General features: G+C 62.8%; 28 protein-coding genes and 1 pseudogene. 26 read left to right on the top strand and 3 right to left on the bottom strand.

Annotated features, from left to right (window positions below; translation table 11 throughout):
• The first annotated feature begins 354 nt into the window (after window positions 1-354).
• Complete coding sequence (locus tag L2A60_RS16965; protein WP_235705637.1) at window positions 355-711, top strand: CsbD family protein; 357 nt, start codon at window positions 355-357, stop codon at window positions 709-711.
• Here L2A60_RS16965 and L2A60_RS16960 read toward each other — a convergent pair.
• Window positions 697-1560, bottom strand: coding sequence for a DMT family transporter (locus L2A60_RS16960; RefSeq protein ID WP_235705636.1), 864 nt, complete (start codon window positions 1558-1560; stop codon window positions 697-699). The genes L2A60_RS16965 and L2A60_RS16960 overlap by 15 nt on opposite strands.
• A 28-nt stretch (window positions 1561-1588) precedes the next feature.
• Entirely contained in the window at window positions 1589-2761 is a 1173-nt protein-coding gene (locus tag L2A60_RS16955; protein WP_235705635.1) for a GNAT family N-acetyltransferase, read from the bottom strand.
• A gap of 216 nt (window positions 2762-2977) precedes the next feature.
• Here L2A60_RS16955 and L2A60_RS21030 point away from each other — a divergent pair, with 216 nt between their 5' ends.
• The 25 genes and pseudogenes from L2A60_RS21030 (at window position 2978) to L2A60_RS16840 (ending at window position 23433) form a co-directional block, all read left to right on the top strand.
• Window positions 2978-3424: a hypothetical protein gene (locus L2A60_RS21030; protein WP_456237177.1), complete on the top strand. Its 447-nt coding sequence runs from the start codon at window positions 2978-2980 to the stop codon at window positions 3422-3424.
• Window positions 3394-5637, top strand: a complete 2244-nt coding sequence (gene pepN, locus L2A60_RS16950; protein ID WP_456237178.1) for an aminopeptidase N — start codon at window positions 3394-3396, stop codon at window positions 5635-5637. The genes L2A60_RS21030 and pepN overlap by 31 nt, the downstream gene beginning before the upstream one ends.
• 117 nt (window positions 5638-5754) lie before the next feature.
• Window positions 5755-6294, top strand: coding sequence for a hypothetical protein (locus L2A60_RS16945; protein WP_235705634.1), 540 nt, complete (start codon window positions 5755-5757; stop codon window positions 6292-6294).
• Window positions 6295-6368: 74 nt separating this feature from the next.
• Complete coding sequence (locus L2A60_RS16940) at window positions 6369-6566, top strand: hypothetical protein (RefSeq protein WP_235705633.1); 198 nt, start codon at window positions 6369-6371, stop codon at window positions 6564-6566.
• Window positions 6567-6861: 295 nt separating this feature from the next.
• A complete protein-coding gene (locus L2A60_RS16935; protein WP_235705632.1) occupies window positions 6862-7053 on the top strand; it encodes a LysM peptidoglycan-binding domain-containing protein in 192 nt (63 codons plus the stop codon).
• Window positions 7054-7434: 381 nt separating this feature from the next.
• The gene (locus tag L2A60_RS16930) at window positions 7435-8532 is read left to right on the top strand and encodes an aromatic ring-hydroxylating oxygenase subunit alpha (RefSeq protein ID WP_235705631.1); all 1098 of its coding nucleotides are present in this window, start codon (window positions 7435-7437) and stop codon (window positions 8530-8532) included.
• The gene (locus L2A60_RS16925) at window positions 8529-10151 is read left to right on the top strand and encodes a phytoene desaturase family protein (protein ID WP_235705630.1); all 1623 of its coding nucleotides are present in this window, start codon (window positions 8529-8531) and stop codon (window positions 10149-10151) included. The genes L2A60_RS16930 and L2A60_RS16925 overlap by 4 nt, the downstream gene beginning before the upstream one ends.
• A 21-nt stretch (window positions 10152-10172) precedes the next feature.
• Window positions 10173-10769, top strand: a complete 597-nt coding sequence (locus L2A60_RS16920; RefSeq protein ID WP_235705629.1) for a cupin domain-containing protein — start codon at window positions 10173-10175, stop codon at window positions 10767-10769.
• Window positions 10770-10809: 40 nt separating this feature from the next.
• Window positions 10810-11082 carry a hypothetical protein gene (locus L2A60_RS16915; RefSeq protein ID WP_235705628.1) on the top strand — a complete coding sequence of 91 codons (273 nt, stop codon included), beginning with the start codon at window positions 10810-10812 and terminating at the stop codon, window positions 11080-11082.
• Between the two features lie 128 nt (window positions 11083-11210).
• The gene (locus tag L2A60_RS16910; RefSeq protein ID WP_235705627.1) at window positions 11211-12803 is read left to right on the top strand and encodes an ABC transporter substrate-binding protein; all 1593 of its coding nucleotides are present in this window, start codon (window positions 11211-11213) and stop codon (window positions 12801-12803) included.
• 11 nt (window positions 12804-12814) lie between these two features.
• On the top strand, window positions 12815-13789 hold the full coding sequence (locus L2A60_RS16905) for an ABC transporter permease (RefSeq protein ID WP_235705626.1): 975 nt from the start codon (window positions 12815-12817) through the stop codon (window positions 13787-13789).
• A complete protein-coding gene (locus L2A60_RS16900; protein WP_235705625.1) occupies window positions 13786-14667 on the top strand; it encodes an ABC transporter permease in 882 nt (293 codons plus the stop codon). Before L2A60_RS16905 ends, L2A60_RS16900 begins: the two co-directional genes overlap by 4 nt.
• Window positions 14664-16463, top strand: a complete 1800-nt coding sequence (locus L2A60_RS16895) for an ABC transporter ATP-binding protein (RefSeq protein ID WP_235705624.1) — start codon at window positions 14664-14666, stop codon at window positions 16461-16463. Before L2A60_RS16900 ends, L2A60_RS16895 begins: the two co-directional genes overlap by 4 nt.
• Window positions 16464-16654: 191 nt before the next feature.
• Window positions 16655-17056, top strand: coding sequence for a DUF2199 domain-containing protein (locus tag L2A60_RS20960; protein ID WP_407932568.1), 402 nt, complete (start codon window positions 16655-16657; stop codon window positions 17054-17056).
• Between the two features lie 102 nt (window positions 17057-17158).
• On the top strand, window positions 17159-17764 hold the full coding sequence (locus L2A60_RS16890; protein WP_235705623.1) for a hypothetical protein: 606 nt from the start codon (window positions 17159-17161) through the stop codon (window positions 17762-17764).
• 11 nt (window positions 17765-17775) lie between these two features.
• Window positions 17776-18639 carry a DUF3987 domain-containing protein gene (locus tag L2A60_RS16885; RefSeq protein ID WP_235705622.1) on the top strand — a complete coding sequence of 288 codons (864 nt, stop codon included), beginning with the start codon at window positions 17776-17778 and terminating at the stop codon, window positions 18637-18639.
• Window positions 18640-18878: 239 nt separating this feature from the next.
• On the top strand, window positions 18879-19376 hold the full coding sequence (locus L2A60_RS16880; protein WP_235705621.1) for a hypothetical protein: 498 nt from the start codon (window positions 18879-18881) through the stop codon (window positions 19374-19376).
• Window positions 19373-19561 (top strand): hypothetical protein, encoded by a 189-nt coding sequence (locus L2A60_RS16875; protein ID WP_235705620.1) that lies wholly within the window; start codon window positions 19373-19375, stop codon window positions 19559-19561. Before L2A60_RS16880 ends, L2A60_RS16875 begins: the two co-directional genes overlap by 4 nt.
• Before the next feature lie 346 nt (window positions 19562-19907).
• A pseudogene (gene repC, locus L2A60_RS16870) lies at window positions 19908-20354 on the top strand (replication initiation protein RepC); the annotation flags it as partial.
• Between the two features lie 169 nt (window positions 20355-20523).
• The gene (locus L2A60_RS16865) at window positions 20524-20823 is read left to right on the top strand and encodes a toxin-antitoxin system TumE family protein (RefSeq protein ID WP_235705619.1); all 300 of its coding nucleotides are present in this window, start codon (window positions 20524-20526) and stop codon (window positions 20821-20823) included.
• A complete protein-coding gene (locus tag L2A60_RS16860; RefSeq protein ID WP_235705618.1) occupies window positions 20796-21155 on the top strand; it encodes an HVO_A0114 family putative DNA-binding protein in 360 nt (119 codons plus the stop codon). The genes L2A60_RS16865 and L2A60_RS16860 overlap by 28 nt, the downstream gene beginning before the upstream one ends.
• 174 nt (window positions 21156-21329) lie before the next feature.
• Window positions 21330-21620, top strand: coding sequence for a BrnT family toxin (locus L2A60_RS16855; RefSeq protein ID WP_235705617.1), 291 nt, complete (start codon window positions 21330-21332; stop codon window positions 21618-21620).
• Complete coding sequence (locus L2A60_RS16850) at window positions 21601-21888, top strand: BrnA antitoxin family protein (protein WP_235705616.1); 288 nt, start codon at window positions 21601-21603, stop codon at window positions 21886-21888. Before L2A60_RS16855 ends, L2A60_RS16850 begins: the two co-directional genes overlap by 20 nt.
• Before the next feature lie 152 nt (window positions 21889-22040).
• On the top strand, window positions 22041-22346 hold the full coding sequence (locus L2A60_RS16845) for a hypothetical protein (protein ID WP_235705615.1): 306 nt from the start codon (window positions 22041-22043) through the stop codon (window positions 22344-22346).
• Window positions 22347-23190: 844 nt separating this feature from the next.
• Window positions 23191-23433, top strand: coding sequence for a hypothetical protein (locus L2A60_RS16840; RefSeq protein ID WP_235705614.1), 243 nt, complete (start codon window positions 23191-23193; stop codon window positions 23431-23433).
• A gap of 171 nt (window positions 23434-23604) precedes the next feature.
• On the opposite strand, the gene L2A60_RS16835 is transcribed toward L2A60_RS16840, so the two are convergent.
• Window positions 23605-24070 (bottom strand): IS66 family transposase (locus L2A60_RS16835; protein ID WP_235705613.1); only part of this gene is annotated, 466 nt, incomplete at its 5' end.

Raw genomic sequence — 24070 nt, 5'->3', positions numbered from 1 at the left:
GCGGGCCGAGCAGCCAGCCCGATCCGATGATGCCGCCGAGGCTCGCGAACAGCAGCCCGATAATGCCGGCATCGCGTCGTAGTCTGGGTCCAGATCCTTCAGCCATTAGAAACTCCCCTGTTGGTTTTGTGGCGGAAGCCTAATGCAATTTTAATGCGGTTGGAAAGAGATTAAATGACGGGCATGTGATTAAGTTCCCTATACAAGCATTTTCCACGGCCTTCGGGGGTGGCGGGGGCCGGCGACGGGCACGGATCGCAGGGAAACGGCGCCGCTGACATTTCCGCTTGTTTCCGCAATGCGGCACGCCATGTCTCGAATTGCCGAACCGGCTCTGCCAACGAGGAGATCGCGATGAACGAAGACGAAATCAAAGGGACCGCCAAGGATGCCGCCGGCAAGATCAAGGACGCCGTGGGCGGTCTGGCGGGCGACGAGGAGCTGCAGGCCGAGGGCAAAGCCGCCCAGATCACCGGTAAGGCGCAAAAATTCTATGGCGCCGCCAAGGATAGCATCGGTGCCGCGGTTGATACGGCGCGGGATGCGCTGGGTCACGCAACGGCCGTTGACGATATGACCGGCACCGCCGAGAGAGTTAGCGAAAAATTCAACGAATTCGTCAGGGCGCAGCCGGTGCTGGCCATGCTTGGCACCGCCGCCGCCGGTTATGCCCTGGCCCTCCTGATCCATGGCGGCTCACGCCGCCGGTGATCGCACCGATCGCGGGCGCGCCCACAGGATCAGCAGCATCGAGACCAGCAGCGCCGCGAAGCCAAGCAAGTCGCCGCGGGTAAACACTTCGCCGAGAATCAGAATGCCGCACAGCGCGGCGGTGGCTGGCAGCAGCGCGGTGAAGGCGCCGGCCAGGCCCGCCGGCACCCGCTTCATGCCGTGATACCACAGCAGAACCGCGAACACGCTCGCGGTCAGGCTGTGAATCACGAGTAGGCCGAACACGAATGGCGTCAGTCGCACATTTTGGATCTGCGCGACGGCAAACGGGGCGGATAGCACGGCGCTCGCCGCCTGCATCCAGAAGGTCGCCTGCAACACCGGCAAGGCGCCTGCCGCGCGGCGGGCGAGCAGCGCATAGGTCGCTTCGCCGCAAACCGCGCAGAACACCAGCGCGTCGCCGAGCAGGCTGAATCCGCCGCCACCGCGCGCCAGCACCGCCATTCCCATCGCCGCGAGACCGACCGCAAACCAGTGCCGGGGCGCGAGATGCTCGCGGAGCAGAAACGCCGCACCCAGCGCGATGACCGCGGGCAGGGTTGCAAGTACCAGCCCCGCCTGCACCGCCCCGGCGCGCGCAAGGCCGGCGAGCAGGAATGCGTTATAGGCGAGCGTGCCGAACGCCGCCTGAAGCAGCAGATTGCCGAAAATACGCCGATGCGGCACGCGCGGCAGGCGCGCAAACGGGGCGAGCAGCAGGGCGGCAAATCCGGTGCGCAGCGTGAGAATGACAAAGATCGGCAGGTGGTCCGCGAGGATCTTCAGGATCACCACATTGGCGCCGACCATCATCATGGACAGTGCCAGTTCGCCGGAGGCGAACAACATTATGGACTTCCGCCGAGGGTGAGCGGCATCAACCGGGCACGGCCAGCCGGGACGGGCAGCCGGGATCGGCGCGGTAGGGCGATTCGGCGCCGAGCATCGCCATTTCCTCGGCGATCGCCGGGCGCTCGGCGTCGAGAAACGCGGCCACCGCCTCGGCCAGTCCCGGATGCGCGATCCAGTGCGCCGAATAGGTTCGGCTGGGCAGATAGCCGCGCTGGATCTTGTGCTGGCCTTGCGCCCCGGCCTCGACCCTGGCCAGGCGATGCGCGATCGCGAAGTCGATCGCCTGATAGTAACAGAGTTCGAAATGCAGAAACGGCACGTCCTCGACCGAACCCCAGTTGCGGCCATAGAGCGCGCCATCGCCGAGCAAATTGAGCGCCCCGGCGATCGGCCTGCCGGCACGAAACGCCATCATGACCACCACGCGATCGCCGAGCCGCTCGCCGAGCAGCGGAAAGAACCGTTCGGTGAGATAGGCGCCGCCCCATTTGCGATCGACGGTGGAGAGATAGAATTCGTAAAAGGCCTGCCACTCGCGCCGGCCCAGCTCGGGGCCGCGCAGCGTGCGGATCTCCAGCCCCGCAGATGCTTCGCGCCGCTCGCGCCTGATCGCCTTGCGCTTGCGCGACGACAATGCTTCGAGAAACGCCTCGAAAACCGCATAGCGCCGATTGTGCCAATGATATTGCACGCCCAGGCGCCGCAGCCATCCGGCCTCGCCCAGCACGTTCCACTCCGCCACGGTGCAGAAGGTCGCATGGACCGAGGAGCACTTGAGTCGGCGCGCCGAGGCCACCAGCGCCTCGGCGAGTGACGCCGGATCGAGGGATGGTGCGGTCAGCAGGCGTGGGCCGGGCACCGGGCTGAACGGCACCGCGACCTGCAATTTCGGATAATACCGCACGCCGGTGTGCTCCAGCGCGTTCGCCCAGGCATGATCGAACACGTATTCGCCGTAGGAATGGGTCTTGGCATAGGCGGGCGCCGCCGCGACCGGCACGCCGGCCTCGTTGTTGAGGACGACATGGTGCGGATACCAGCCGCTCCGCCCGCCGACCGATACGCTGTCTTCAAGCACGCCGAGGAATTCGTGGCGAACGAACGGATTGCCGCCGGCCAGCGCGTTCCACGCATCCGCCGCGATCTCGTGGATGCTCCGATGCACTGTCAGGGTGAGGTCGCGCCTGGTTGCGTCCATCGCCTCATTATGCGGGCTAGCGTCTCGATTCGGAAGTTCGCCGGTGTTGGCGAAGGCGTGGGGCGCCATATGAACAGAAAAAATAGCGAAAAGCCGGTTTGATCGCAATTTTCGGCAAGGCCGGATGGCTATGACAAGTGCTTCGTTGCAGCCGTTCCATGGAGTTGCGCGCGGTCCGGCGGCGCGGCAGAACGGCTTGTCCAAAGGAGCAGAACAATGGCCGAAAATCCTGTGCAGATCGCCGAAGCCGCGCCCGAGAAGCGCCTCATCGATTACCGCCCGCCGGCGTTTTTGGTCGATACCGTCGATCTGATTTTCGATCTCGACCCTGAGGCGACAAGCGTGCGCGCGACAATGTCGATCCGCCGCAATCCGGCGCATGGCGACGCCGCCGCTCCGCTGGTGCTCGATGGCGAAGACCTGACCCTGAATGCGGTGATGCTCGACGGAGCGGCGCTCGATGCCGAGGCTTATGGCCTTACCGCGCATGGCCTGACGATTCCCGATCTGCCGGATGAATTCACGCTGGATACCGATGTCACCATCGCGCCCGCGCGCAACACCGAGCTTTCGGGACTTTATGTTTCGGGTGGGGATTTTTTACCCAGTGCGAGGCGGAGGGCTTCCGCCGCATCACCTTCTTTCCCGACCGGCCGGACGTGATGGCGCGGTTTTCGGCGACGTTGATCGCGGAACAGAAACGCTATCCCGTGCTGCTGTCCAACGGCAACCCGGTCGATCGCGGCACGCGCGATGACGGCCGCCACTGGGTGAAATGGCAAGACCCGCACCCGAAGCCGTCCTATCTGTTCGCGCTGGTCGCGGGCGATCTTCTGTCGGTGCATGACGAGTTCATTACCGCGTCGGGGCGCAAGGTGGCGTTGGGCATCTATGTCAGGCGTGGCGACGAGGACAAGGTCGCCCACGCGATGGCCAGCCTCAAGCGCTCGATGCGCTGGGACGAGGAGGTGTTCGGACTGGAATACGATCTCGATATTTTCAACATCGCGGCGGTCGGCGATTTCAACATGGGCGCGATGGAGAACAAGGGGCTTAACATCTTCAACACCGCCCTGGTTCTCGCCCGGCCGGATACCGCGACCGATGCCGATTATCTGCGGATCGACCGGGTGATCGCTCATGAATATTTCCACAACTGGACCGGCGACCGGGTCACCTGCCGCGACTGGTTTCAGCTGTCGCTGAAGGAGGGGCTGACCGTGTTCCGCGACCAGGAATACGGCGCGGACACCACCGATGCCAGCCTGTCGCGCATCGAGGAGGTGAAACGGCTGCGCGGCTTTCAGTTCCGCGAGGATGCCGGGCCGCTCGCCCATCCGGTGCGCCCGCCCGCCTATCGCAAGATCGACAATTTCTATACCGCGACGGTGTATGAAAAGGGTGCCGAAGTGGTGCGGATGATCCGCACCATCATCGGGCGCGAGGCGTTCCGGCGCGGCATGGATATCTATATCGCACGCAACGACAATTCCGCCGCGACGATCGAGGATTTTGTCGCCGCGATGCACGAAGCCTCGGGATACGATTTCGCGCGGTTCATGCGCTGGTACAAGCAGGCCGGCACCCCTTCGGTGCATTTCGAAGGCCATTACGATAGCGGGGCGAAACGCTACATGCTGACCTTGCGTCAGGAAACCAAGGCGACGCCGGGGCAGGCGCAGAAAGAGCCGTTCGTGATTCCGGTGGCGATGGGGCTGATCGGCCCGAACGGCGACGAGATGACGACGACGCTCGCGGGCGAGACGGCAGCGCGCGAGGGCACGCGGGTTGTTCTGCTCGATGCGGCGGAACAGCAATTCATCTTCGAGGATGTCGCCGCCGAGCCGGTGCTGTCGCTGTTCCGAAACTTCTCGGCGCCGATCAGGCTTTCCGGCTATTCGCGCGCCCAGCTCGCCGCCCTCGCGGCCCACGATACCGATGGGTTCAACCGCTGGGAGGCCGGCCACGAATATGCCACGCAGATGCTGCTGGAGGCGATCTCGGCGCATCAACGCGGGGAAGCGTTCTCGCCCGATCGTGGTCTGCTCGATGCGATGGCATCGGCGCTGGCCCAAGCCGAAGCTGCTCCCGCCCTTACCGCCGAGATTCTGACGCTGCCCGGTAAGGCCGTGCTCGCCGACCGGATGGCGGTGGTCGATCCGCTGTCGATCCACGTGGTACGCGAGGCGGCGCGAACTGCGATCGGGGCGCATCTGCACGGGCGTTTCGCGATGCTCTATCGCGATCTCGATGATAGCAGTACTTTCGGTATCGATCCTGCCAGCATCGGTCGCCGTGCGTTGCGCAATACCGCCCTCGCCTATCTGATGGCGGCGGACAAAAAGACGGCGATGCCGTTGGCGCTTGCCCAGTTGCGCGCCGGCCGCACCATGACCGAGGCGCTGGCGGCGCTCGCCATGCTCGCCGATACCGCAACGCCGGAACGCGACGCCGGCCTCGCCGAGTTTCATGCAAAATGGCAGGGCGAGGCGCTGGTGATCGACAAATGGTTCGCGATTCAGGCGCGCAGTGCCGCGCCCGACACCATCGCCCGCGTCGAGTCGCTCGCATCACATCCCGATTTCGACCTGAAGAACCCGAATCGCTACCGCTCGCTGGTGGGCGGGTTCGGGTCCAATCAATTGTGGTTCCACGATGCGAGCGGCGCCGGCTATGCCTTCATGACGCGCATGATCGTCGATGTGGACAAGGTCAATCGCAGCATCGCCGCGCGCATGATCGAGGTGTTCGCTGACTGGAAACGCTACGACGCAGCCCGGCAGGCGAAGCTGCGCGCAGCGCTCGACCGGATTCTCGCGACCGAGGGATTGTCGGACAACACGCGGGAAATGGTCACCCGCTCCCGCGCCGGCTGATTGTGCGCGGGAGCGTTTTGGGCGCGAGAGATGGAGGCAATTCACTCAATTTTAGGTTGAATAGGCCGTCTTGTGCGTCTATGCTGGCCAGTACCAACCGTTTCGGATTGTTTTCCGATGAAATTTCAGCGCCCGTGGATGATCTTGTCCGTCGCAGCCATGCTGGTTTGCCAGAACGCCGCGTGGGCCGGGGCGTACCAAGGGGTTTTCACCGGCGTGTTCTACGGCCAGGGCGAGGGTTGCTGGGGCGGGTTGTTCGTGCGGACCAAAACCATCGCGTGGAATGCCGACCATTTCACCTGCCGGCGCACCACCTACACCATCATCGCCAAGGACCTGCACACGCCGTTCAAGGACTACGATCATATCGTGTTCAAGCTTGACCATGTGAACAAAGGCTGCCTGTTTCCCTATATCGGGCTGTATTATTATCTGCCCGCGGATGAAGCCGGGCATGATGGTAAAGTGCTAGCTGGACGTTGGTTATATTATGATTGGGTCGTGGTTGGTTTTGAAAATTACAAACAATACAAAACGTTCCCTTATAGAGGTTTCATGGATGACACGATCCACATCGATCCAATGACCCTAATGTATTGCGACCTGCCCTACGGGGGGAAACCGTTTCCGTACGGAAAGCCTCTTTTTGGTCCCTAACCGGGACTTGTTGAGCTGTTGACAACAACTTTAAGTTAATGTATATAACATTATTCCCTTTCGCAGAGTCCGACGTGCCACAAAAAGTCGATCAACTGATCATCCCGCCCTTTCCGAAATCCGAGCCTGCTCGTTCGTTCGCCGTCGAGGATGTTGGAAAGATCGAGAGTGATATGATAGCCGCGCAAAACGCGCCCGATCCGGCCCGCACGCTGTCGTGGAGCGTGCATGACCGCGACATTCAGAGCATCGTATCTGACTATAATAACTAACTGCGGGGTGCGTTCGGCTATATCTCACTGGACTGGCGCCTGATCAAGGCGATGCTCTGGACTAAGACCGGGCCGTATGCGCGACAGGATTTATGGAACACACAACCCATGCAGTCAGCCAACCCTCACGACCCTGGCTGGGGCGACATGATGCGGCACGGAGACAGAATGGCCCTGATCGTGCCGCCGAATTTGCGCAACGCCGTCGCGTCGCCCAATTTCAACGCCAGAGATAATATCGCCACAGGGGTTTGGCTATCTGCTTTACCGCGCGGCGGAGTTCGGCCAGAAGACGGTGATCGACAAAAAGGACGTCAAGACCGTCACCGTCGAACGTGGGGACAGCCTCTATGCCATCGCCCGGCGCGTGGGCACCACCGAGCAGGTGCTGCGGGACCTGAATCGTCACACGCCGCTGTTTCCGCTCAAAATTGGAACGAAGTCGACCTATTCTCCGGCCAAGATCGTCACCGTCATCACCGGGTGACAATCGATCGACCCGCAAAGCACCTACCGGCTCTATAATGCCAACGGCCGCGGCGCTTATGGTGACGAGGTGCAGTTCTTGTATGAGCTGATCAAGAAAAACAAAATTCTGAATTAGGCGTTATGGCTATGCTGGATCGCCACGCGGGGTCGTTCAAAGCCACATCGTTCCGAAAATCCGACCTCGATCGGCGGGATGCCTGAGAAGGGTCAGAGGTAAAATCTCACAATCGTGAAATTTGAGTCGGGGCATTGCCAGAATCATTAGCCATGAAAATCAATAAATTTCGCAAAAATTGACGAAGAAGAAATTTTAGGCTTGCCAAGCCGCCTGAAAAATTTCATGGTAATGAAATCAAAACCGCAAGTTCAGGGGGCCAGAATGAACGTCGTGGAAGCTCTCGTCCAGGATACCGTGCCGGCGCCGGTCGCGACCCTGCCGGCCAGCGCCTATCGCAGCCAAGCCGTGTTCGAGCAGGAGCGCGCGCAGATTTTCACCCGCCAATGGGCGCTGTTCACCTGGGCAGAGCAACTCGCCGAACCGGGCAGCTACGTCGCCGCGACGGTAGCGGGGCTCCCCGTGCTAGTGCTGCGCGATGCCGCCGGGCAACTGCGCGGCTTTCACAATGTCTGCCGGCACCGGGCGGCGATGCTGGTCAAGGAGGGTGCGGGACGCTTCAAGGGTGCACTGGTCTGCCCCTATCATACCTGGAGCTACGGGCTCGACGGCCGCTTGCGCCGGGCCACCGGCTTCGGACCAGGCGCCGAAACGATCGATCCGTGCGAGACGAGCCTGTTCGGCATCGCGGTCGAGGAGTGGCGCGGCCTCGTTTTCGTGCGCATCGCCGCCGAAGGCCCGGCGCTGGCCGACTGGCTCGGCGCAATCGTACCGATGGCCGCGCATTACCCGCTGGAGCAGCAGCATTTCTTCATGATGAAGGAGCGCGAGATCGAGGTGGACTGGAAAGTCTACGGCGAGAATTATCTGGAATGTTACCATTGCCGTGCGCTGCATCCCGGCCTGTGCGCCTCGCTCGACATCGACCGTTATACGATCGACGTGCATGACAGCGACCAGTTCTTTCATCTCTATGGCCCGAAACGAGACGGCGGTCTGACCGAAGGACTGTATTTCTACAAATTCCCTTTTCTGATGCTCAATCTTTACGAATGGGGTAGTTCGATCGCGACGGTCGAACCCTTGGCGGCCGGGCGGATGCGCCATGTCAACTGGTATTTCTTCACCGATGTTAGTCCCGAGCGCGCCGACGCTAACCGCGAGAGCGCCGAATGGTCGGCGCAGATCGTCAGCGAGGACATCGACATGGTGCTGGGCGTGCAACGCAACCTCAATGCGGGGATCTACCGGCACGGCGTGCTGTCGCCGCAGCGGGAGCATGCCGTTGCGGCGTTTCAGAATATGGCCCGCGCCGCGCTGGCGGGCACGCCAGAAGCGGCTCATCTGCGGGTCGCGCCATGAGTGGTGCGGACCAGGCGAACACGTTCGACGCCGTTGTGATCGGCGCCGGGCATAACGGGCTTGTCTGCGCGAACTATCTGGCACGGCGCGGCATGAAGGTGATGGTGCTCGAACGCCGGGATGTCATCGGCGGTGCGGCAGTGACGGAGGAAATCGCGCCGGGGTTCCGCGCCTCGATTTTTTCCTATCTGATGAGCCTGCTGCATCCGCGCGTCATCCGGGATTTCGACCTGAAGCGGCACGGGCTGGAAATCCTGCCATGTTCGGACATGATCTCGTCGGTCTCCTACGACGACTACATCCTGTTTTCCGATGACATGGCGAAGACGCAGGCGAGCTTCGCCAAGTTCTCGACGCATGACGCCGAAATCTACCCCGCCTTCGACGCCTATCTGCAGGAAGCGACCAAAATCGTCAGGAAACTACTGTTCGAAACCCCGGTCGATCCGGTGGGAAAAAGCTGGCGCGGCCTGAGGGAATCGGCTGGCCTGCTCTGGCGCTACCGGCGCATCGGCCGCAAGCTCTATCGCCTGGTCGATCTGCTCACCATGAGCGCCTACGACTATCTGCGTGAGTGGTTCGAGGACGACCGCATCATCGCCGTGCTCGCCTATTACGCGTCGATCGGCACCTTCGCCGGGCCGAAATCCCCTGGCTCGGCCTACGTCATCATGCACCATGTCATGGGCGAGCATGAAGGCGCGGGCGGCTGGGGTTTCGTCAAGGGCGGGATGGGCGCGATCACCCAGGCGCTGGCGAGCTACGGCCGCACGGTCGGCGTGCAGATCCGCACCGGCGCTTCGGTGCGCCAGATCAGCGTGACCGGCAATCAGGCGCGGGAGGTGATCACCGAATCGGGCGATACCTACCGCGCGCGCGTCGTGGTCAGCAACGCGAGCGCGAAGACGCTCTATCTCAACATGCTGAACGCCGAGGATGTGCCGCCGGACGTGCTGCGCGAGGTGCGTGGCTACCGGACCTTCTCCACCGCGTTCAAGATGAACATCGCCTGCGAACGGCCGCCGCAGTACCGGATTCTGGACAAGGTGCGCCGCGACGCCGCCCTCGGGAATTTCTCCTACCCGACCTATGCGCATATCGCGCCCGACATCGATTATCTCGAACGCGCCTATGACGATGCCAAGCATGGCTGGTACTCGAAGGAACCGTTCATGACCCTGGTGACGCCGACCATCGTGGATGATTCGCTGGCACCGCCTGGAAAGCATGTGGTGAACGTGTTCGGCGGCCACGCACCCTACACGCTCAAGGGCGGCGACTGGGCCACCGAGAAGGAGAACTTCAAGAAGACCGTCCTCGATACCATCGACAATTACGCGCCCGGCTTTTCCGCGGACATCATCGCCGAGCAGACGCTGGTGCCGCCGGATATCGAGCGGATCGTCAATCTGCCGCAGGGCCATATTTTTCACGGCGAACTGGCGGCCGATCAGTTGTTCTTCCAGCGGCCGGTTTCCGGCTATGCCGACTACCGGACGCCGATCAAGGGGCTGTATATCTGCGGCTCGTCGATGCATCCTGGCGGGGGCGTATCGGGGATTCCGGGCCACAACGCGGCGCGGGAAATTCTGCGCGATGTGCGGGTGCGCCGTACCTGAAAACGGACGAAAGCCAAGGATATGAATGCGTTAGCGGAAATAACCGATCCCGACGATGCCGAGCGTGCGCTGGGGCCACTGATTCGCAACCGCCGGCAGCACCTGAAGCTCACGCTCGCCCAGGTCGCCGACCGGGTCGGGCTGTCGATCGGCCTGCTGTCGCAGGTGGAGCGGGGGCTTTCCACTCCGACGATCAGGCAGTTGCAGGGAATCGCTTCCGCGCTCGGCGTGCGGATCGGCTGGTTCTTCCAGTCGGAGGATGGCAACGAGGTCGCCGAAATCGATATCGTGGTGCGCGCGCCGAACCGCCGGAAGATCGCCTATCGTGATCTCGGGATGACCGATGAGCTTCTGGTGCCGAATCTGGACGGCAAGCTCGGCCTCCTGATGTGCCGGCTGCTGCCGGGTGCCAGCAGCGGCGGCGAGCCTTATGCGCACGAAGGCGACGAGGCGGGGCTGCTGCTGTCCGGCACGCTGGAAATCGAGGTGAACGGCCGAGTGTTCGTGCTGCACGCGGGCGACAGTTTCGCATTCCAGAGCACCAGCCCGCATCGCTACCGCAACCCCGGCGATGTCGAGGCGGTGATCGTCTGGGCGCTGACGCCGCCGAGTTTTTGAAAATTTCGGAACATCTGCTGCCGGGCGATGCGGGACGGAAATGGCCAAGGAATTTGTTAGAGAAATCCTAGAAAAATTTAACAATTCCGGCGGCCGGAAAACCGGAAGGCGGCCTCTGCCGTACGCCGGAACTCATGACCGGGACGCCATGGATTTCGGCGACCGGGTGCCAGAACTGCCGATTTCGTATCAAATTTTTCGCTTTTTGTATAGCATGTTGCTCAAACCCGAGACAAGTTTGGTGTGGGAATTGATCGTGGCGATAACATCAACTGTTAGAAGCGGGCGGCGATGGGCCGGGTTGGTTGCATGAGTTGTGCGGTGACCGGCGGACCTGCCGGTTCATCTGAAAAATGCCGATGGAGAATTGCGATCGAACCATAACGTCCGGCAACAGGGCGGGATTGCGGAGAATTCACTGCTGAACAACGGGAGATGAAAATGTCCAAGAGAGTGATTAACGAAAATTCGGTTTATGCTAACAATTCTACCGGCCCGGAGATCAGCCGGCGACATCTGCTGCGGACCGCGGCGGTTGGATCGGTCGGCCTGGCGGCCACGGCGCTTGCCAGCCCGGTGGCCGATGCCGCGCCGGCGCCGAAGCGCGGCGGCAATCTGCGCCTTGGCATGACCGGCGGCAGCAGCTCGGACACGATCGCGGCTGACAACACCGTGACCCAGCTCGACACGCCGCGCATCATGATGCTGTTCGAGCCGCTGGTTTCGGTGGATCGCGACGGCGTGGTCGGCAATATTCTCGCCGAATCGCTGGAACCGGACAAAACCGCGCGCGAATGGACGATCCGGCTGAAGAAGGACGTCGTTTTTCATAACGGCAAGAAACTCACGGCCGCCGATGTGGCCTTTACCTTCCGCCACATCGCCGATCCGAAGAACCCGCTGCCCGGCGCCACCGCCTTGCTGCCGATCGATCTTGCGAACATGAAGGTTCTCGACGATCTGACCCTGCGCGTGCCGATGAAAATTCCCTATGCGGATTTTCCGGGCGGCATGTCCGCGCCTGAATATTTTGGTATCGTTCCGGTCGGCTACGATCCAAAGAACCCGGTGGGGACCGGCCCGTTCCGGTACAAGAGCTTCACGCCGGGGCAGCAGAGCGTGTTCCTGCGCAATGACAATTACTGGCGGCACGGCCTGCCCTATCTCGATGAAGTGACGGCGATCGATTTTGCGACCGAAGCGGCCGCGTTCAATGCCCTTCAAGGCGGCGAGATCGACGTGTTTTCGCAGGCGCCGCTGTCGCTGCTGAGCCAGATCCAGCCAGGCGGCCCGATCAAGGCGATGCTGTCGAAGCCGGGCCAGTGGGTACCCTTCACCATGCGGGTCGACAGGCCGCCCTTCAACGATCCGAATGTCCGGCTTGCCCTGAAATTGCTGGTCGATCGTCCGCAGATGCTTGATGTGTCGCTCAACGGCCATGGCATGATCGGCAACGACGTGTTCTCGCCATGGGACCGGGGTTTCGATAAATCCCTGGTCCGCGCGCGTGACGTCGCGCATGCGAAACATCTGTTGCGCAAGGCCGGCAAGGAGGATTTGAAGATCGAGCTGGTCACCTCCCATATCGCCCAGGGCGCGGTGCGCGCCGCACAGGTGCTGGCGGAACAGGCCAAGGCGGCCGGCGTTCATATCAGGCTGCGCAAGGTCACCACCGATGTGATGTACGGGCCCAATTATCTGAAATGGGATTTTTCCCAGGATTGGTGGAACTACAAGCCCTATCTTGCCCAGGTCGCCATGGAATTGCTCAAGACCTCGCCCTTCAACGAGACGCACTGGAACGATGCGGCCTATACCAAGCTCTACATGCAGGCCCAGGCGACGCTCGATGCCGCGAAGCGCTACGAGATCATGCACGAGATGCAGAAGATCGATTTCGAGACGGGCGGCCTGATCATTCCGTCGTTCAACGACCAGGTCGATCTGATGCGCGGCACGGTGCATGGCTTCAAGCCGAGCCGCACCGGCTATTCGCTCGGCAACTTCATGTTCGCGGAAGCCTGGATGAGCTGAGAGGAGCGGCAATGCGGCCCGTACGTGCCCATCCGTTGCGACGGTTCATCCTGCGCCGTCTGGCCCTCGGGGTGTTGACCCTGTTTCTGGTCTCGGTGCTGGTGTTTGCGGCGACCGAAGCCCTCCCTGGCAATGCCGCCAGGGCGGTGCTCGGCCGCAATGCGACACCGGCGGCGCTCGCGTCCCTGGAAACGAAACTGCATCTCGATCGCCCGGTCTGGGTGCAATACGAACTGTGGCTCGGCGGGGTGCTGAGCGGCAGGCCCGGCCGGTCCCTGGTGAACGGCGAGAAAGTGCTCGCGCAGGTGGCGCCGCGAATCCGCAATTCGGCGGTCCTGCTGACCCTGGCCGGGCTGTTCGGCGTGCCACTGGCTCTGCTCGCCGGCATCGTCGCGGCAACAAGGCGCGACGGCGCGTTCGACGCTTCGGTCTCCACAATCGCGCTCGCGCTGGCGGCGCTGCCGGAATTCGTGGTCGGCATATTTTTGGTCATTCTTCTGGCAACCACCGTGATACACTGGCTGCCGCCGGTCTCGCTGGTGCCACCGGGAACCTCGGTGCTGGCCAGGCCGCGCATTCTGGTGCTGCCGGTGCTCACCCTCATGCTGGTCATTTTTCCTTATATCTTTCGAATGATGCGCGGTTCCATGGCGGAGATTCTCGAAAGCGACTACATTGAAATGGCGCGGCTGAAAGGGCTCGGCCAGCGCCGGCTGGTGATGCTGCACGCTCTGCCGAACGCGATCGCGCCGGTGATCCAGGTGATCGCGCTGACCTTTGCCTATCTCGCGGGCGGCGTGGTGCTGGTCGAATACGTGTTCGCCTATCCCGGCATCGGGCAGGGTCTGGTCGAGGCGATTTTCGCCCGCGACATTCCGGTCATCCAGTTCGATGTCGTGGTGCTGGCCGGATTCTACGTGAGCCTCAACATCGTTGCCGATTTGCTCGCGGTGCTCGCAACCCCCCGGCTGAGGACGGCGGGATGAGCCGGCTGGCGCGCTGGTGGCCGAACACGGCAACCGGTACGATCGGAGCCATTCTGGTGCTGCTGGTCGTCGCCATCGCCTTGGTCGGACCCTTCGTCGCACCGCATTCGCCGACCAGCTTCGTCGGTGCCAGTTTCGCTCCGCCAACGGCGGCATATCCGCTGGGTACCGATGCGCTGGGGCGGGACGTCCTGTCGCGCGTGCTGTGGGGCGGCTACCGGATTCTCGGGCTTGCCGGGATCGCGACGGCGCTTGGCGTGCTGACGGGTGCGGTGATCGGGGTCATCGCCGGCTATGTCGGGGGCTTGATCGACGAGATCGTGATGCGGCTGGTCGATGTTGCGATGGCGTTCCCGCAGATCATCCTCGTGCTGCTGTTCATCAGCATCATCGGCGCCAAGCTGTGGCTGCTGACCGTGATGGTCGCGGCGGTTCACGCGCCGCAGGTTGCCCGCGTCGCCCGTGCCGCCACGCTGCGCGTGGCGCGGGAGGATTTCGTCCGCTTCGCCGAAGCGATCGGCACACCGTTTCGGCGGATCGTGGCGCGCGAGCTACTCCCCAACATCGTCGCCCCGCTGATGGTGGAGTGCGGATTGCGCTTCGCCTATTCGATCTCGCTGATCGCCGGCCTCAATTTTCTCGGCTTCGGTGTGCAGCCGCCCGCCGCCGATTGGGGGTTGATGATCAACGAGAACCGGATCGGCCTGATGGGCAATCCCTGGCCGGTCCTGGCACCCGTGCTGCTGATCGCGGTGCTGACCATCGGGATGAACCTGCTGACCGACACCCTGGCGCGCACCGAACTCGGCCACGGCATCGAAACCGGCCCGGTCACGACAAACGCGACGCCGGATATCCCGGAGCCGGAACGGTCATGACCGGCACGTCGCCCGGCAATGCCGTGCTGGAAGCGGTCGATCTCTCGGTCGCCATCGTCGGAACCACAATCACGGTGGTCGAACCGACATCGTTCTCCCTGGCGCCGGGCGAAATTCTCGGGCTGGTCGGCGAATCCGGTTCCGGCAAGACAACGCTGGGCCTCGCTTTGCTTGCCCATCATCGGCGTGGCCTGCGGCTGTCCGGCGGCCGCGTGCTGATCCGGGGACAGGATCTGCTGCGAATTCCGCCCGACCAGCTCCCCGCGCGCCGCCGCGGGCTGATCCGCTACGTTCCTCAGAATCCGGGCACCGCCCTCAATCCGGGCCTGCGGATCGGCACCCAGCTCGCGGAATGTTTCGCGACACCGCCCGCGAATGGCAACGACCATCTTCTCGCCCTGCTTGAGGATGTGAAACTGCCGCCCACGCCGGCGCTGCTGCGCGCCTATCCGCACCAGCTCTCCGGCGGTCAGCAGCAGCGCGTGGCGATCGCCATGGCGTTCGCCGAGCGGCCGCCGGTGATCGTGATGGACGAGCCGACCACCGGGCTCGATGTCACCACCCAGGCTCATGTACTGCAGACCGTGCGCCAGCTTTGCGCCCGGCATGCGGTGGCGGCGCTCTATGTCAGCCATGATCTGGCGGTGGTGGCGACCCTGGCCCATCGTGTCGCGGTGATGTATGCCGGGCGCGTCGTCGAGCTTGGCCCGACCGGCCGCGTGCTGCATCAGCCCGCCCACCCCTATACGCGCGCCCTGATCGAAGCGGTGCCGGATCTCGACCGCCGCACCGCCGTTGCCGGCATCGCCGGTCAGGCGCCGGAGCCGGCGCGCCGGCCGGCGGGCTGTGCGTTCGCCCCGCGCTGCGCCCTTGCGCTCGATGCGTGCCGCGCGGAACCGCCCGCCCTTGCCGCGATCGACACCGACCATCTGGTGGCCTGCCTGCGTCCGACATCCGGCCGATCCGCGCCGGCCCCGCCGTCGTCATCGCCGGTGCCGGGCGCCTCCGCGTTGCCGGCGCTAGAGGTGCGGAACATCTCCGCCCGTCATGGCGCCACCGTCGTTCTCCATGGCGCATCGTTCAGCGTCTCGCCGCAGACCTGCGTGGCCCTGGTCGGCGAATCCGGCTCCGGCAAGACCACGCTCGGCCAGATCATCGCCGGCCTGCATCATGATTGGGACGGTGACATTCTGCTGGGCGGTGCTCCGCTTGCCCATCGTTCCGCGCAACGAAGCGCCGCGCAGCGTTGCCACATCCAATATATCTTCCAGAACCCGTATTCGTCCTTTAATCCGCGCCGGCGCATCGGCGAGTCGATCGCCATGGCGGTGCGCGCTTTCGAATCGCCTTCCGCGAGCGATCTGCGCCGCCGGGTTGCCGAGGCGCTGGACATGGTCGCGCTGCCGCGAGAAGCGGCCAGCCGGTACCCGCATCAGCTCTCGGGCGGCCAGAGACAGCGCGCCGCCATCGCCCGCGCACTCATCACCGGGCCAAAGCTGCTGATCTGCGACGAGATCACCTCGGCGCTCGACGTTTCGGTGCAGGCGGTGATCGTCCGGCTGCTCGCCCGGTTGCAGCAGGAGCATGGCCTGTCGTTGCTGTTCATCACCCATAATCTCGCGCTGGTGCGCAGCATCGCCCAGCATGTGCTGGTGATGCATGGCGGGCGTATCATCGAATCCGAGCCGGTCGATCAGGTGCTCGACGCGCCGCAGCAGTCGCAGACGCGCCGCCTTCTGGCCGACGCGCCCCGCTTTTCCGCCGCACCCGTTACCCTCGGGGTCGGAGACGGATGACCTTCCTACGAAACCGCGGGTAAGATCGGACTGGCGGCCCCTGCCCGACAATGATGAGCACTATGCCTACGCTATGGCCCTCTCTGGGCGGCGGCATCTTGGCAAGCGCCAGAGTTCGATTGGCGATCCGCACCCGGCAGCCTATGATCGTGTGACAGGAACCGACCCAGAGAGAGGTTAAAGGGGACGCCGTGAATCACACATGGACTTGCGGTTGCTGCGGTCGGACTTTCGACACCCTCCCGATGGACTACGGGTTTGTCGCGCCGCGTAGTTGGTTTGGACTCTCCGAAGCCGAACGCGCCACCCGAGCCAAGCTCACCGATGATATCTGCATCATTGGCGATACTGAACGCTATGTTCGGGGTTGCTTGGAAATACCCGTGTCCGCCAGTTCCGAGAGTTTGGTTTGGGGCGTTTGGGTTTCTGTATCCGAGGACAGCCTCCGCTACATCCTTGCTCGGTGGAATTCTCTGATCGCTCAAGACGAACCGCCGCGTTTTGGATGGCTCAGCACCTGGATAAACGGCTACCCGGAACCGCACGAAATCCGGTGCCACCACCGTACTCGACTCTCTGTCAGACGGCCATGAATTTCAATTGGTTAACTGACGATTTCGTAACCGGGGCAAAATCCGGGGCGGTGCTGATTTTTAGGATTCCGCCGACGTGGGATTTTGTGATTCGGTCGTGGCATGGCCGGCGGCGGCGAGGTTCCGAAGCTTTCGCGTGAGGCGCTTGAAGGGCTTGTGGCTACGCTATTGGGCAAGGTCGCGGAGCTCGAGCGCGTGGTTGTGGAGCAGCGTGAGGAGATCGCGCACCTGAAGGGGTTGAAGGGCCGTCCGGACATCAAGCCGCCGAGCCGGCCGAGCGGAATGGATCGCGGGACATCGCCGAAGGGGCGGAGGGGTAAAGGGCGCGGCAAATTCACGCCTCGGGTGAGCGTCGAGGAGCGGGTAATCGCGGCGGATGCGCCAGCTGGATCGCGCTTCAAGGGCTACGAGAGCTTTCTGGTTCAGGATCTGGTTCTGCGGGCGCGGACGATCCGCTATCGGCGAGAACGGTGGGTGACGCCGGAGGGCCAGACGGTCGTAGCGCCGCTGCCGGCGGGCGTGATTGGCCACTTCGGCCCGGAGCTGCGGCGCTTTGTGCTGATGCTGCATCATCAGGGTCAGGTGACGGCAGGCTGGGTGACAGTAGACGACACCGGCGCGAGGCATGCCGGGCGGAACGGGTTCTGCACTCATGTCGGCAATGACGATTTTGCCTGGTTCGGCCCGAACCGCAAGCGCCGCGCCTGAGACAGAATGACGTGACGGTCGAACGGGTTGCCACGCTGCTCGCCTATGCCGCACCGAAGGGCTTGCTCATCACCCGCGATGAACTCGCCGGCTGGTTGCTCGGCCTGACCGCCTATAACGACGCCGGCCGGGCGTTTTGGATCGAGGCTTTCGGTGGCCGTCCCTATCGGGTCGAGCGGGTGAAAAGCCCGGAGCCGATCATCGTGCCGCGCCTCGCCGTGGCGGTATCGGGCAGCACCCAGCCCGAAAAGCTCGCCGAAATGTTCGCCGGACCGGATGATGGCTTGCTCGGCCGGTTCATCTGGTCCTGGCCGGAGCCGCCGCCGTTCCGCCTGTCCCGCACCACGCCCGGCATCGCATGGGCGATCGAGGCGCTGGACCGGCTCCGGTTGCTCGACCTCGCCCCGGACGACAAGGGCGAGATGAAGCCGATCAATGTGCCGCTTGTGGAACCTGCCATCACCATGATGGAACGGTTCGGGCAAGACATGCAGGCGGCGCAACAGGAAGCCGGCGGCTTGCTTCGATCCGCCTATGGCAAGGCGCGCGGCATCGCGCTGCGCCTTTCGATCGTGCTGGAATATCTGTGGTGGTGCGGGCGAGATGGATACGAGCCCCCGCCGTCATCCATCTCTGAAAACGCCCTCGCCGCCGCCATCGACATGGTTGCAGATTACTTCATGCCGATGGCCATGCGGGTCTATGGTGATGCCGCCGCGACCAAGGCCGAACGCGCCGCCGCGACCCTCGCCCGCTGGATCATGAAGGCGAAGCCCGACACGGTCCATGTGCGAACCCTGCAACGCACGGTCCGGCTGCCGGGTCTGAATACGGCCGAGGCCATCCATGCGGCGGCCGATGGCCCGATGGTCTGACCGCTACCGCCTGGCTGATCCGCCGCCGGGTTCTGTCCGCAGTGTCAGCACTGTCAACAGGGCACCGATCCGGCAAGCGCAATCGAATCCGCCCATTGCGCCGCTGAACAGGCCGCGATCATCGCCGAGGGTGTCGGCAATCCCGACGCCCCGGTGCCACACCCGATGCCCGTTTCTTGGGCCGATGCCACCATTGCGCCGACGCCAGGCGCATATTGCCGGAACTGCAACGGCCGCTCATGGTGGTGCGAGGCGACCGCGCCGAAGGGATGGCGCTGCGCCCGGTGTCATCCTGGCGACCATCTGCCAGCCGATCGGCGGCGGGACGTGCGGACATGATCGTCATGACCATCGGCGAGGGCAACCCCGGCATGGACATTGCCGAGGCGATGTTTGCCGGCCAGTCCTACACCGCGACCTCGCGCAACGGCGCGACGATGAAGCTCGCCCGGATGCTGGTTGCTGACGGCTGCCCGGATCAGCCGGTCGAGGCGCGTGGCCGGGATGACGGCTTGCGGTTCACGGTCCCGAGCTTGCACCGCCTCGCCCGGCTTACGATCAGCGAACCTGATCGCGGCGGCATCCGTGCCATCCCATTCAGAAGCCCCGATTTCGTCATGCGTGGCGCGCCAGACGGCAGCGAGGCCAGTCCGGGCGGCGGAATACCGCCCCTGCCCCTAAACTGCCCTGGCGATCATACGCTTGTGCGGGAAACGCCATTCCAGGGCGCGCCGTGACCCAAGACCAGGGTGCCGCCCTGGCCGCGCTTCGGGCCGATGCGGAAAACCCGCTGATACCCCTGTCCCGCCGGGTTGCCGCGCGCAAGGCGCTTCGGGCATTGGCCGAGACAGAACGCGACCGCGAGGCGCTGGTCGAGGCGATGACATGGCTGAGGTGCGGCAGTGAGACTGCCGACCCCTAAAAAGTCGGAGCGGTCCTTGGGAGCACGCCAGACACCGCCGCGCGTGCGTCTGGGCGCTTATCGCGCTCGCCCGCCAATCCCTCGTAGCGGTGCGACCAGCTACGCGGCAACAAGTGCCTTCGCCACCCGTAGGGGGATAAAATAGATATTCATGATTTGTTCTTTACGCTTATAGGCATCAACAACCGTGAGCAATCCGTTTCGCTTCGCCATCATTCGGCCTAATTCGCTCCGGGAATGTCCTACCTATTGTCTCCCGGCGAGGCCGTAACGATTTATTCACGAACGATATCAATGGTTTACAAGACAGGTAAATGAGGAGATTGGGCAGGAAGGCCCGGTTACAGGGGCACAAAGGCAAGCAGGGGGAGCCGCGCGGACGGTAAGAACCGATAGTGGCGCGGTGATGCGGATTACGCCGGACGAGCTGGCCCGGCTGGCCCCGCGGTTGAAACCCTATCTGGCGAAAGGATCGCCGACCTGGCCTGAAATCGTGGAGGCAGCGGACTGGCTGCGGCACGATCTTGGGGTCTCGAAACCGCTTTGGGGTGAGGCGTGTGTGGCCATGGGCCGGGAACAGGCGGCGATTGCCTTGGCGATCGTTTCCACCAAGCCGGCGGGGTATTTCCGGGGAAGCGCAGGGGGGTATTTTCATGGAATGGTGGCGAAAGCTCGTGCCGGCGATCTCAATCTGTCGCGCACCATCTGGGGAATGCGGAGCGGTCAGGAGACAATGCCGATCCGTGGATCGGCTATTGCACAGCGGCAGCCAAGGATGACGAGACAGACGTGATTGCGTGGTGCCGTGAGCTTGAAGCAGGGCTGATTTTCCATCGGTTGCGACCGAGCGGCGGTTTCCGCGCGATGCCACGGCCAGGCGCGGCGCGCCGCTATTCAGGGGGAGCAAGCGTGTGGTGTTGGCGAGCTAGACAACGCCCATGTGTGTTGGTATTGTGGCCAACATGGTGAGGGCGGTTCCGATCTTCGACTACCGGCGGCCATTATCCGACACCGCGTTCATCGAAATGGTTGTGTGGCGGGTGCCCGAACCGGTGCAGGCAAGCAGCCACCCGTTCAAATACCGGTTGGCCTTGGTATCGAACGGCGTTTGCGCGCTTCGATACGACAATGAAGTCGGGAAGGGGGATCACAAACATATCGGCCCGGTGGAAGCGCCGTATAATTTTTGTGGACTTGACCAGCTAGAGGTCGATTTTTGGAAGGATGTCGAGGCATGGTTGAAGCAGCAAGACGCACAGTGACGATCAGCGTCGGCAGTCTGGACGAGGCGCGGAGGGGACTGGCGGCCGCATTTTGCGGCGTCGCGCAGGAACCGCGCATCACGTTTCCGAACCTTGATCTCATGTGGCGGACCCTTACGCCACGCCGGCAGGAACTTCTGCAAGCGATGGCTGGGAAAGAAGCGATGTCGATCAGGGGGCTTGCACGGTTGGTCCGGCGCGATGTGAAAGCGGTCCATGGCGATGTTCAGGCATTGTTGCTCGCGGGCGTTTTGCGGCCGGACGAGGCCGGTGGGGTGATCTTCCCCTATGACGCATTGCACGTTGATTATGAGCTTGCGGCGGTCGCCTAAACGCTCCGCCCGCTGACCGTAATCGGCTAAAATTGGCAACAAAAGTCGATGCGGCGTTTTCCGCGCGATGCCACGGCCAAGCGCCGCGCGCAGCTCCAGCCCTGGCTTTCGAGGGCTTGAACCGCCCCTCATTTGTAGCTACATATCCGTAACTACCACGAAGAAAGTGCCGCCGTGCAGTGGGCTTGGGCCGTCGAAAAGAACCGCGTCAACAAGCGCGACCACGGCCTGAGTTTTGAGACGGCGCAACTGACTTTTGACGACCCGATGGCGGCCAGCCGGCCAGACCCCCACCCGGACGGCGATCGTTGGCAAACTGTCGGGCTGGTCGGCACGGTGCATCTGTTCGTGGTTCATACCTGGCCGGAGCCTGATCCTACCACACAGGAAGAGGTCGGCCGCATCATCAGCGCCCGGAAGGCGACGGCTCATGAAAGGAAAGCCTATGAAGAAGGGGATTTCTAAATTGACCGGGCAACAGAAAGCCGAACTTGAGGCTTTGGCCTCTATGCCAGACGATCAGATCAATACGCAGGCGGTCCCTGAGCAAAGAGATTGGCGTGACGCCCAGCGCGGTGTTTTTTTTCGGCCGATGAAACAGCAAATCACGTTGCGGCTCGATGCTGATTTGATCTTTTGGTTCAAGACACGCATCGGCGACGGCTATCAAACAAGCATCAACAACGCCCTGCGGGAATACATCGCGCATCATGCCCACGAGACTCAGCCATGAGCGAGATCGCCTTTGAGCGGGTGGCCCGCCAGGCAGAGGAAGCTATACGTTGTTGAAGAACAGCCCACGGGCATTGAGATGATCGGAGCGGAATCGGGATTGACAAAACGACATAAAATATGTAAATTACACACATTACTAATGAGGCGATCATGGAAGTCAGTGCAACGAAGTTTGTCCGTTCCTTCGCGGATTATCGCGAGAAGTCCGTCAAAGAGCCGGTCATCGTCAAAAATCATGAGCGTGTGGTCGGGGTCTTTGTGTCCGCAGACGACTACGCGATCGTTCAGGCGGCAAAAGCATCGCGACGGTCAATCCTCCTTGAGGAGATGCCCCTGCATTTGCTCGACGCTCTCGTTCATGGGCACAACAGGCTGATGGAGGAAGAGGCCGAGGCGGAGCGGCACGCCGACGTAAACCACGAGGGCCATAAACCCCGGCATCTGAACATCGGATGAGCCCATCGACAGGGGGACTCCCAACGCCAACGCAAGGGCTTGTCGTCACTTTCAACTATCTATGGGCGGGCGAACGTGATTCCGGCAGCGACGAGGCCCGCAAAGCCCGCCCGTGCATGGTGGTCGCGGTAGCGGCCCCGCGGAACCCGGTTCTCGGTTCCGCTCTTGAAATCGTAGTGGTGCCGATCACCCATACCCCGCCTATGGCTGACACTTTGGCTATGTCTGTCCCAGACCAACACAAGGCGGCAATGGGACTCGATCCGGAACCGTGCTGGGTGGTTTACAGTGAGATGAATACCACCGTCTGGCCTGGCTATGATCTGGTCCCCACGCCACGGTCCAGTAATGGCTGGACGCGCGGGACGTGCCCGAGATCATTCCTTATCAAGATCCTTGGCGCGATCCGGACCGCCATCGAGGACAGGGTGTTCAAGACGGGCACTCGCCGCTAGCGGTTTCTGACGCGCGATAAGGGAACATTATCGCGCCGTTGCGGATTTCGAGTTTGCTGGCCGTTCGCTGCACGCGCGATGGAGAAGAGCAGCAATCTGCCTTTGGCGGCTAGGGGGAGTGGGTGACGACGCTGATGAATGACCCGGCGGGCAAGGATTGCGGGCGTGGCGACGCAGGAGGATTGTGCCCCGTTCGCGGCCAGTGTCGCGAGGGCGGAGGAATTGCTGGCGGACCGGGAGCGGCGGTTGGATACGAGGCCGGAGCCACTCTTTCCGGAGTGGGCCGTGATCGCCCTCATGGCTGGCATCATGATCATTGGCGCTGGTCTGTTCGCGGCCGGCGCCGCGTTTGCGGTCTTCATCGGGCCAGGAGGGTAGGATCAGGGAAAATGGTCGAGGAAATGCGGGAGCAGGGCGGTTCGGTAATTCGGGACAAGTGCGAGGCCCTTATTGGCGGGTTCGCCAGGCGGGCGCGTCGGATCGACGGGGACATGGGTGAGATCACCCGCCATATGACGGCGATAAAATGGATGATGGCGCTGACGATCGGGCTGGAACTGGCAACCTTGGTGATGCTGCCGGAGCACCCAGTCCACCAGCCACCGCATCAAACGGTCCCTGGCGTCCGGTAGGTTCCGAGCTTCACAGGGAAGCTGCTACCTTACCTTGAAGAATCCAATGGATCTCGTTTCGGCGGTGGCTTCCATGTGCCGTCGATGAGTGCGTCTGCTTCGGCAGCGCTTCGCTTCCAGCGGCTTCGGCTGGTTGGACCGATTGTTTGCTCATTCAAAAATCGTATCTGCTCAACCCGGCAGGGGGTCGATCGGCAGTGATGCTCCGGTGACGGCGTTTTTGATGGCGGTGTAGGCATCAAGGCCGTGTCGCGCGGCGGTCCCGACGACGGATCGGACGTTGGCGAAGAAATCGGCGCCCCAGGTGGATCGGAACCCTCCGGTGACCTTGCGATATGTCGCGGTGGGCCGGAGTTCGCGCTCGGAGCCGTTGTTGTCCGCGGCGATATCCGGGTGGTCGAGGAAGGTGAAGAGATGATCACGAACCTTGCCGTATCGTCGGCGCAATCGTCTGCCGTGGCGGTTGGTCGGGGCGAGCGCCATGACGGCGTCGAGGTCATGCTCGAGGCGACGACGCCAGGCCCGTCTTGTGGCTTCGGCCAGGGCGCGATGCCGCCTTGCCAGCACGACGGCGCGGAGCAGCAGGGCCTTCATCCGCGGCGCGAAAATCATATCGCCAGCTTCGATCGCGAATTTG

Origin of the sequence: Acidiphilium iwatense (genome assembly GCF_021556475.1) — a bacterium.
Classification (GTDB): domain Bacteria; phylum Pseudomonadota; class Alphaproteobacteria; order Acetobacterales; family Acetobacteraceae; genus Acidiphilium; species Acidiphilium iwatense.
Note: the sequence above shows the minus strand (reverse complement) of the source record. Positions and strands in the feature narration are given on the sequence as shown.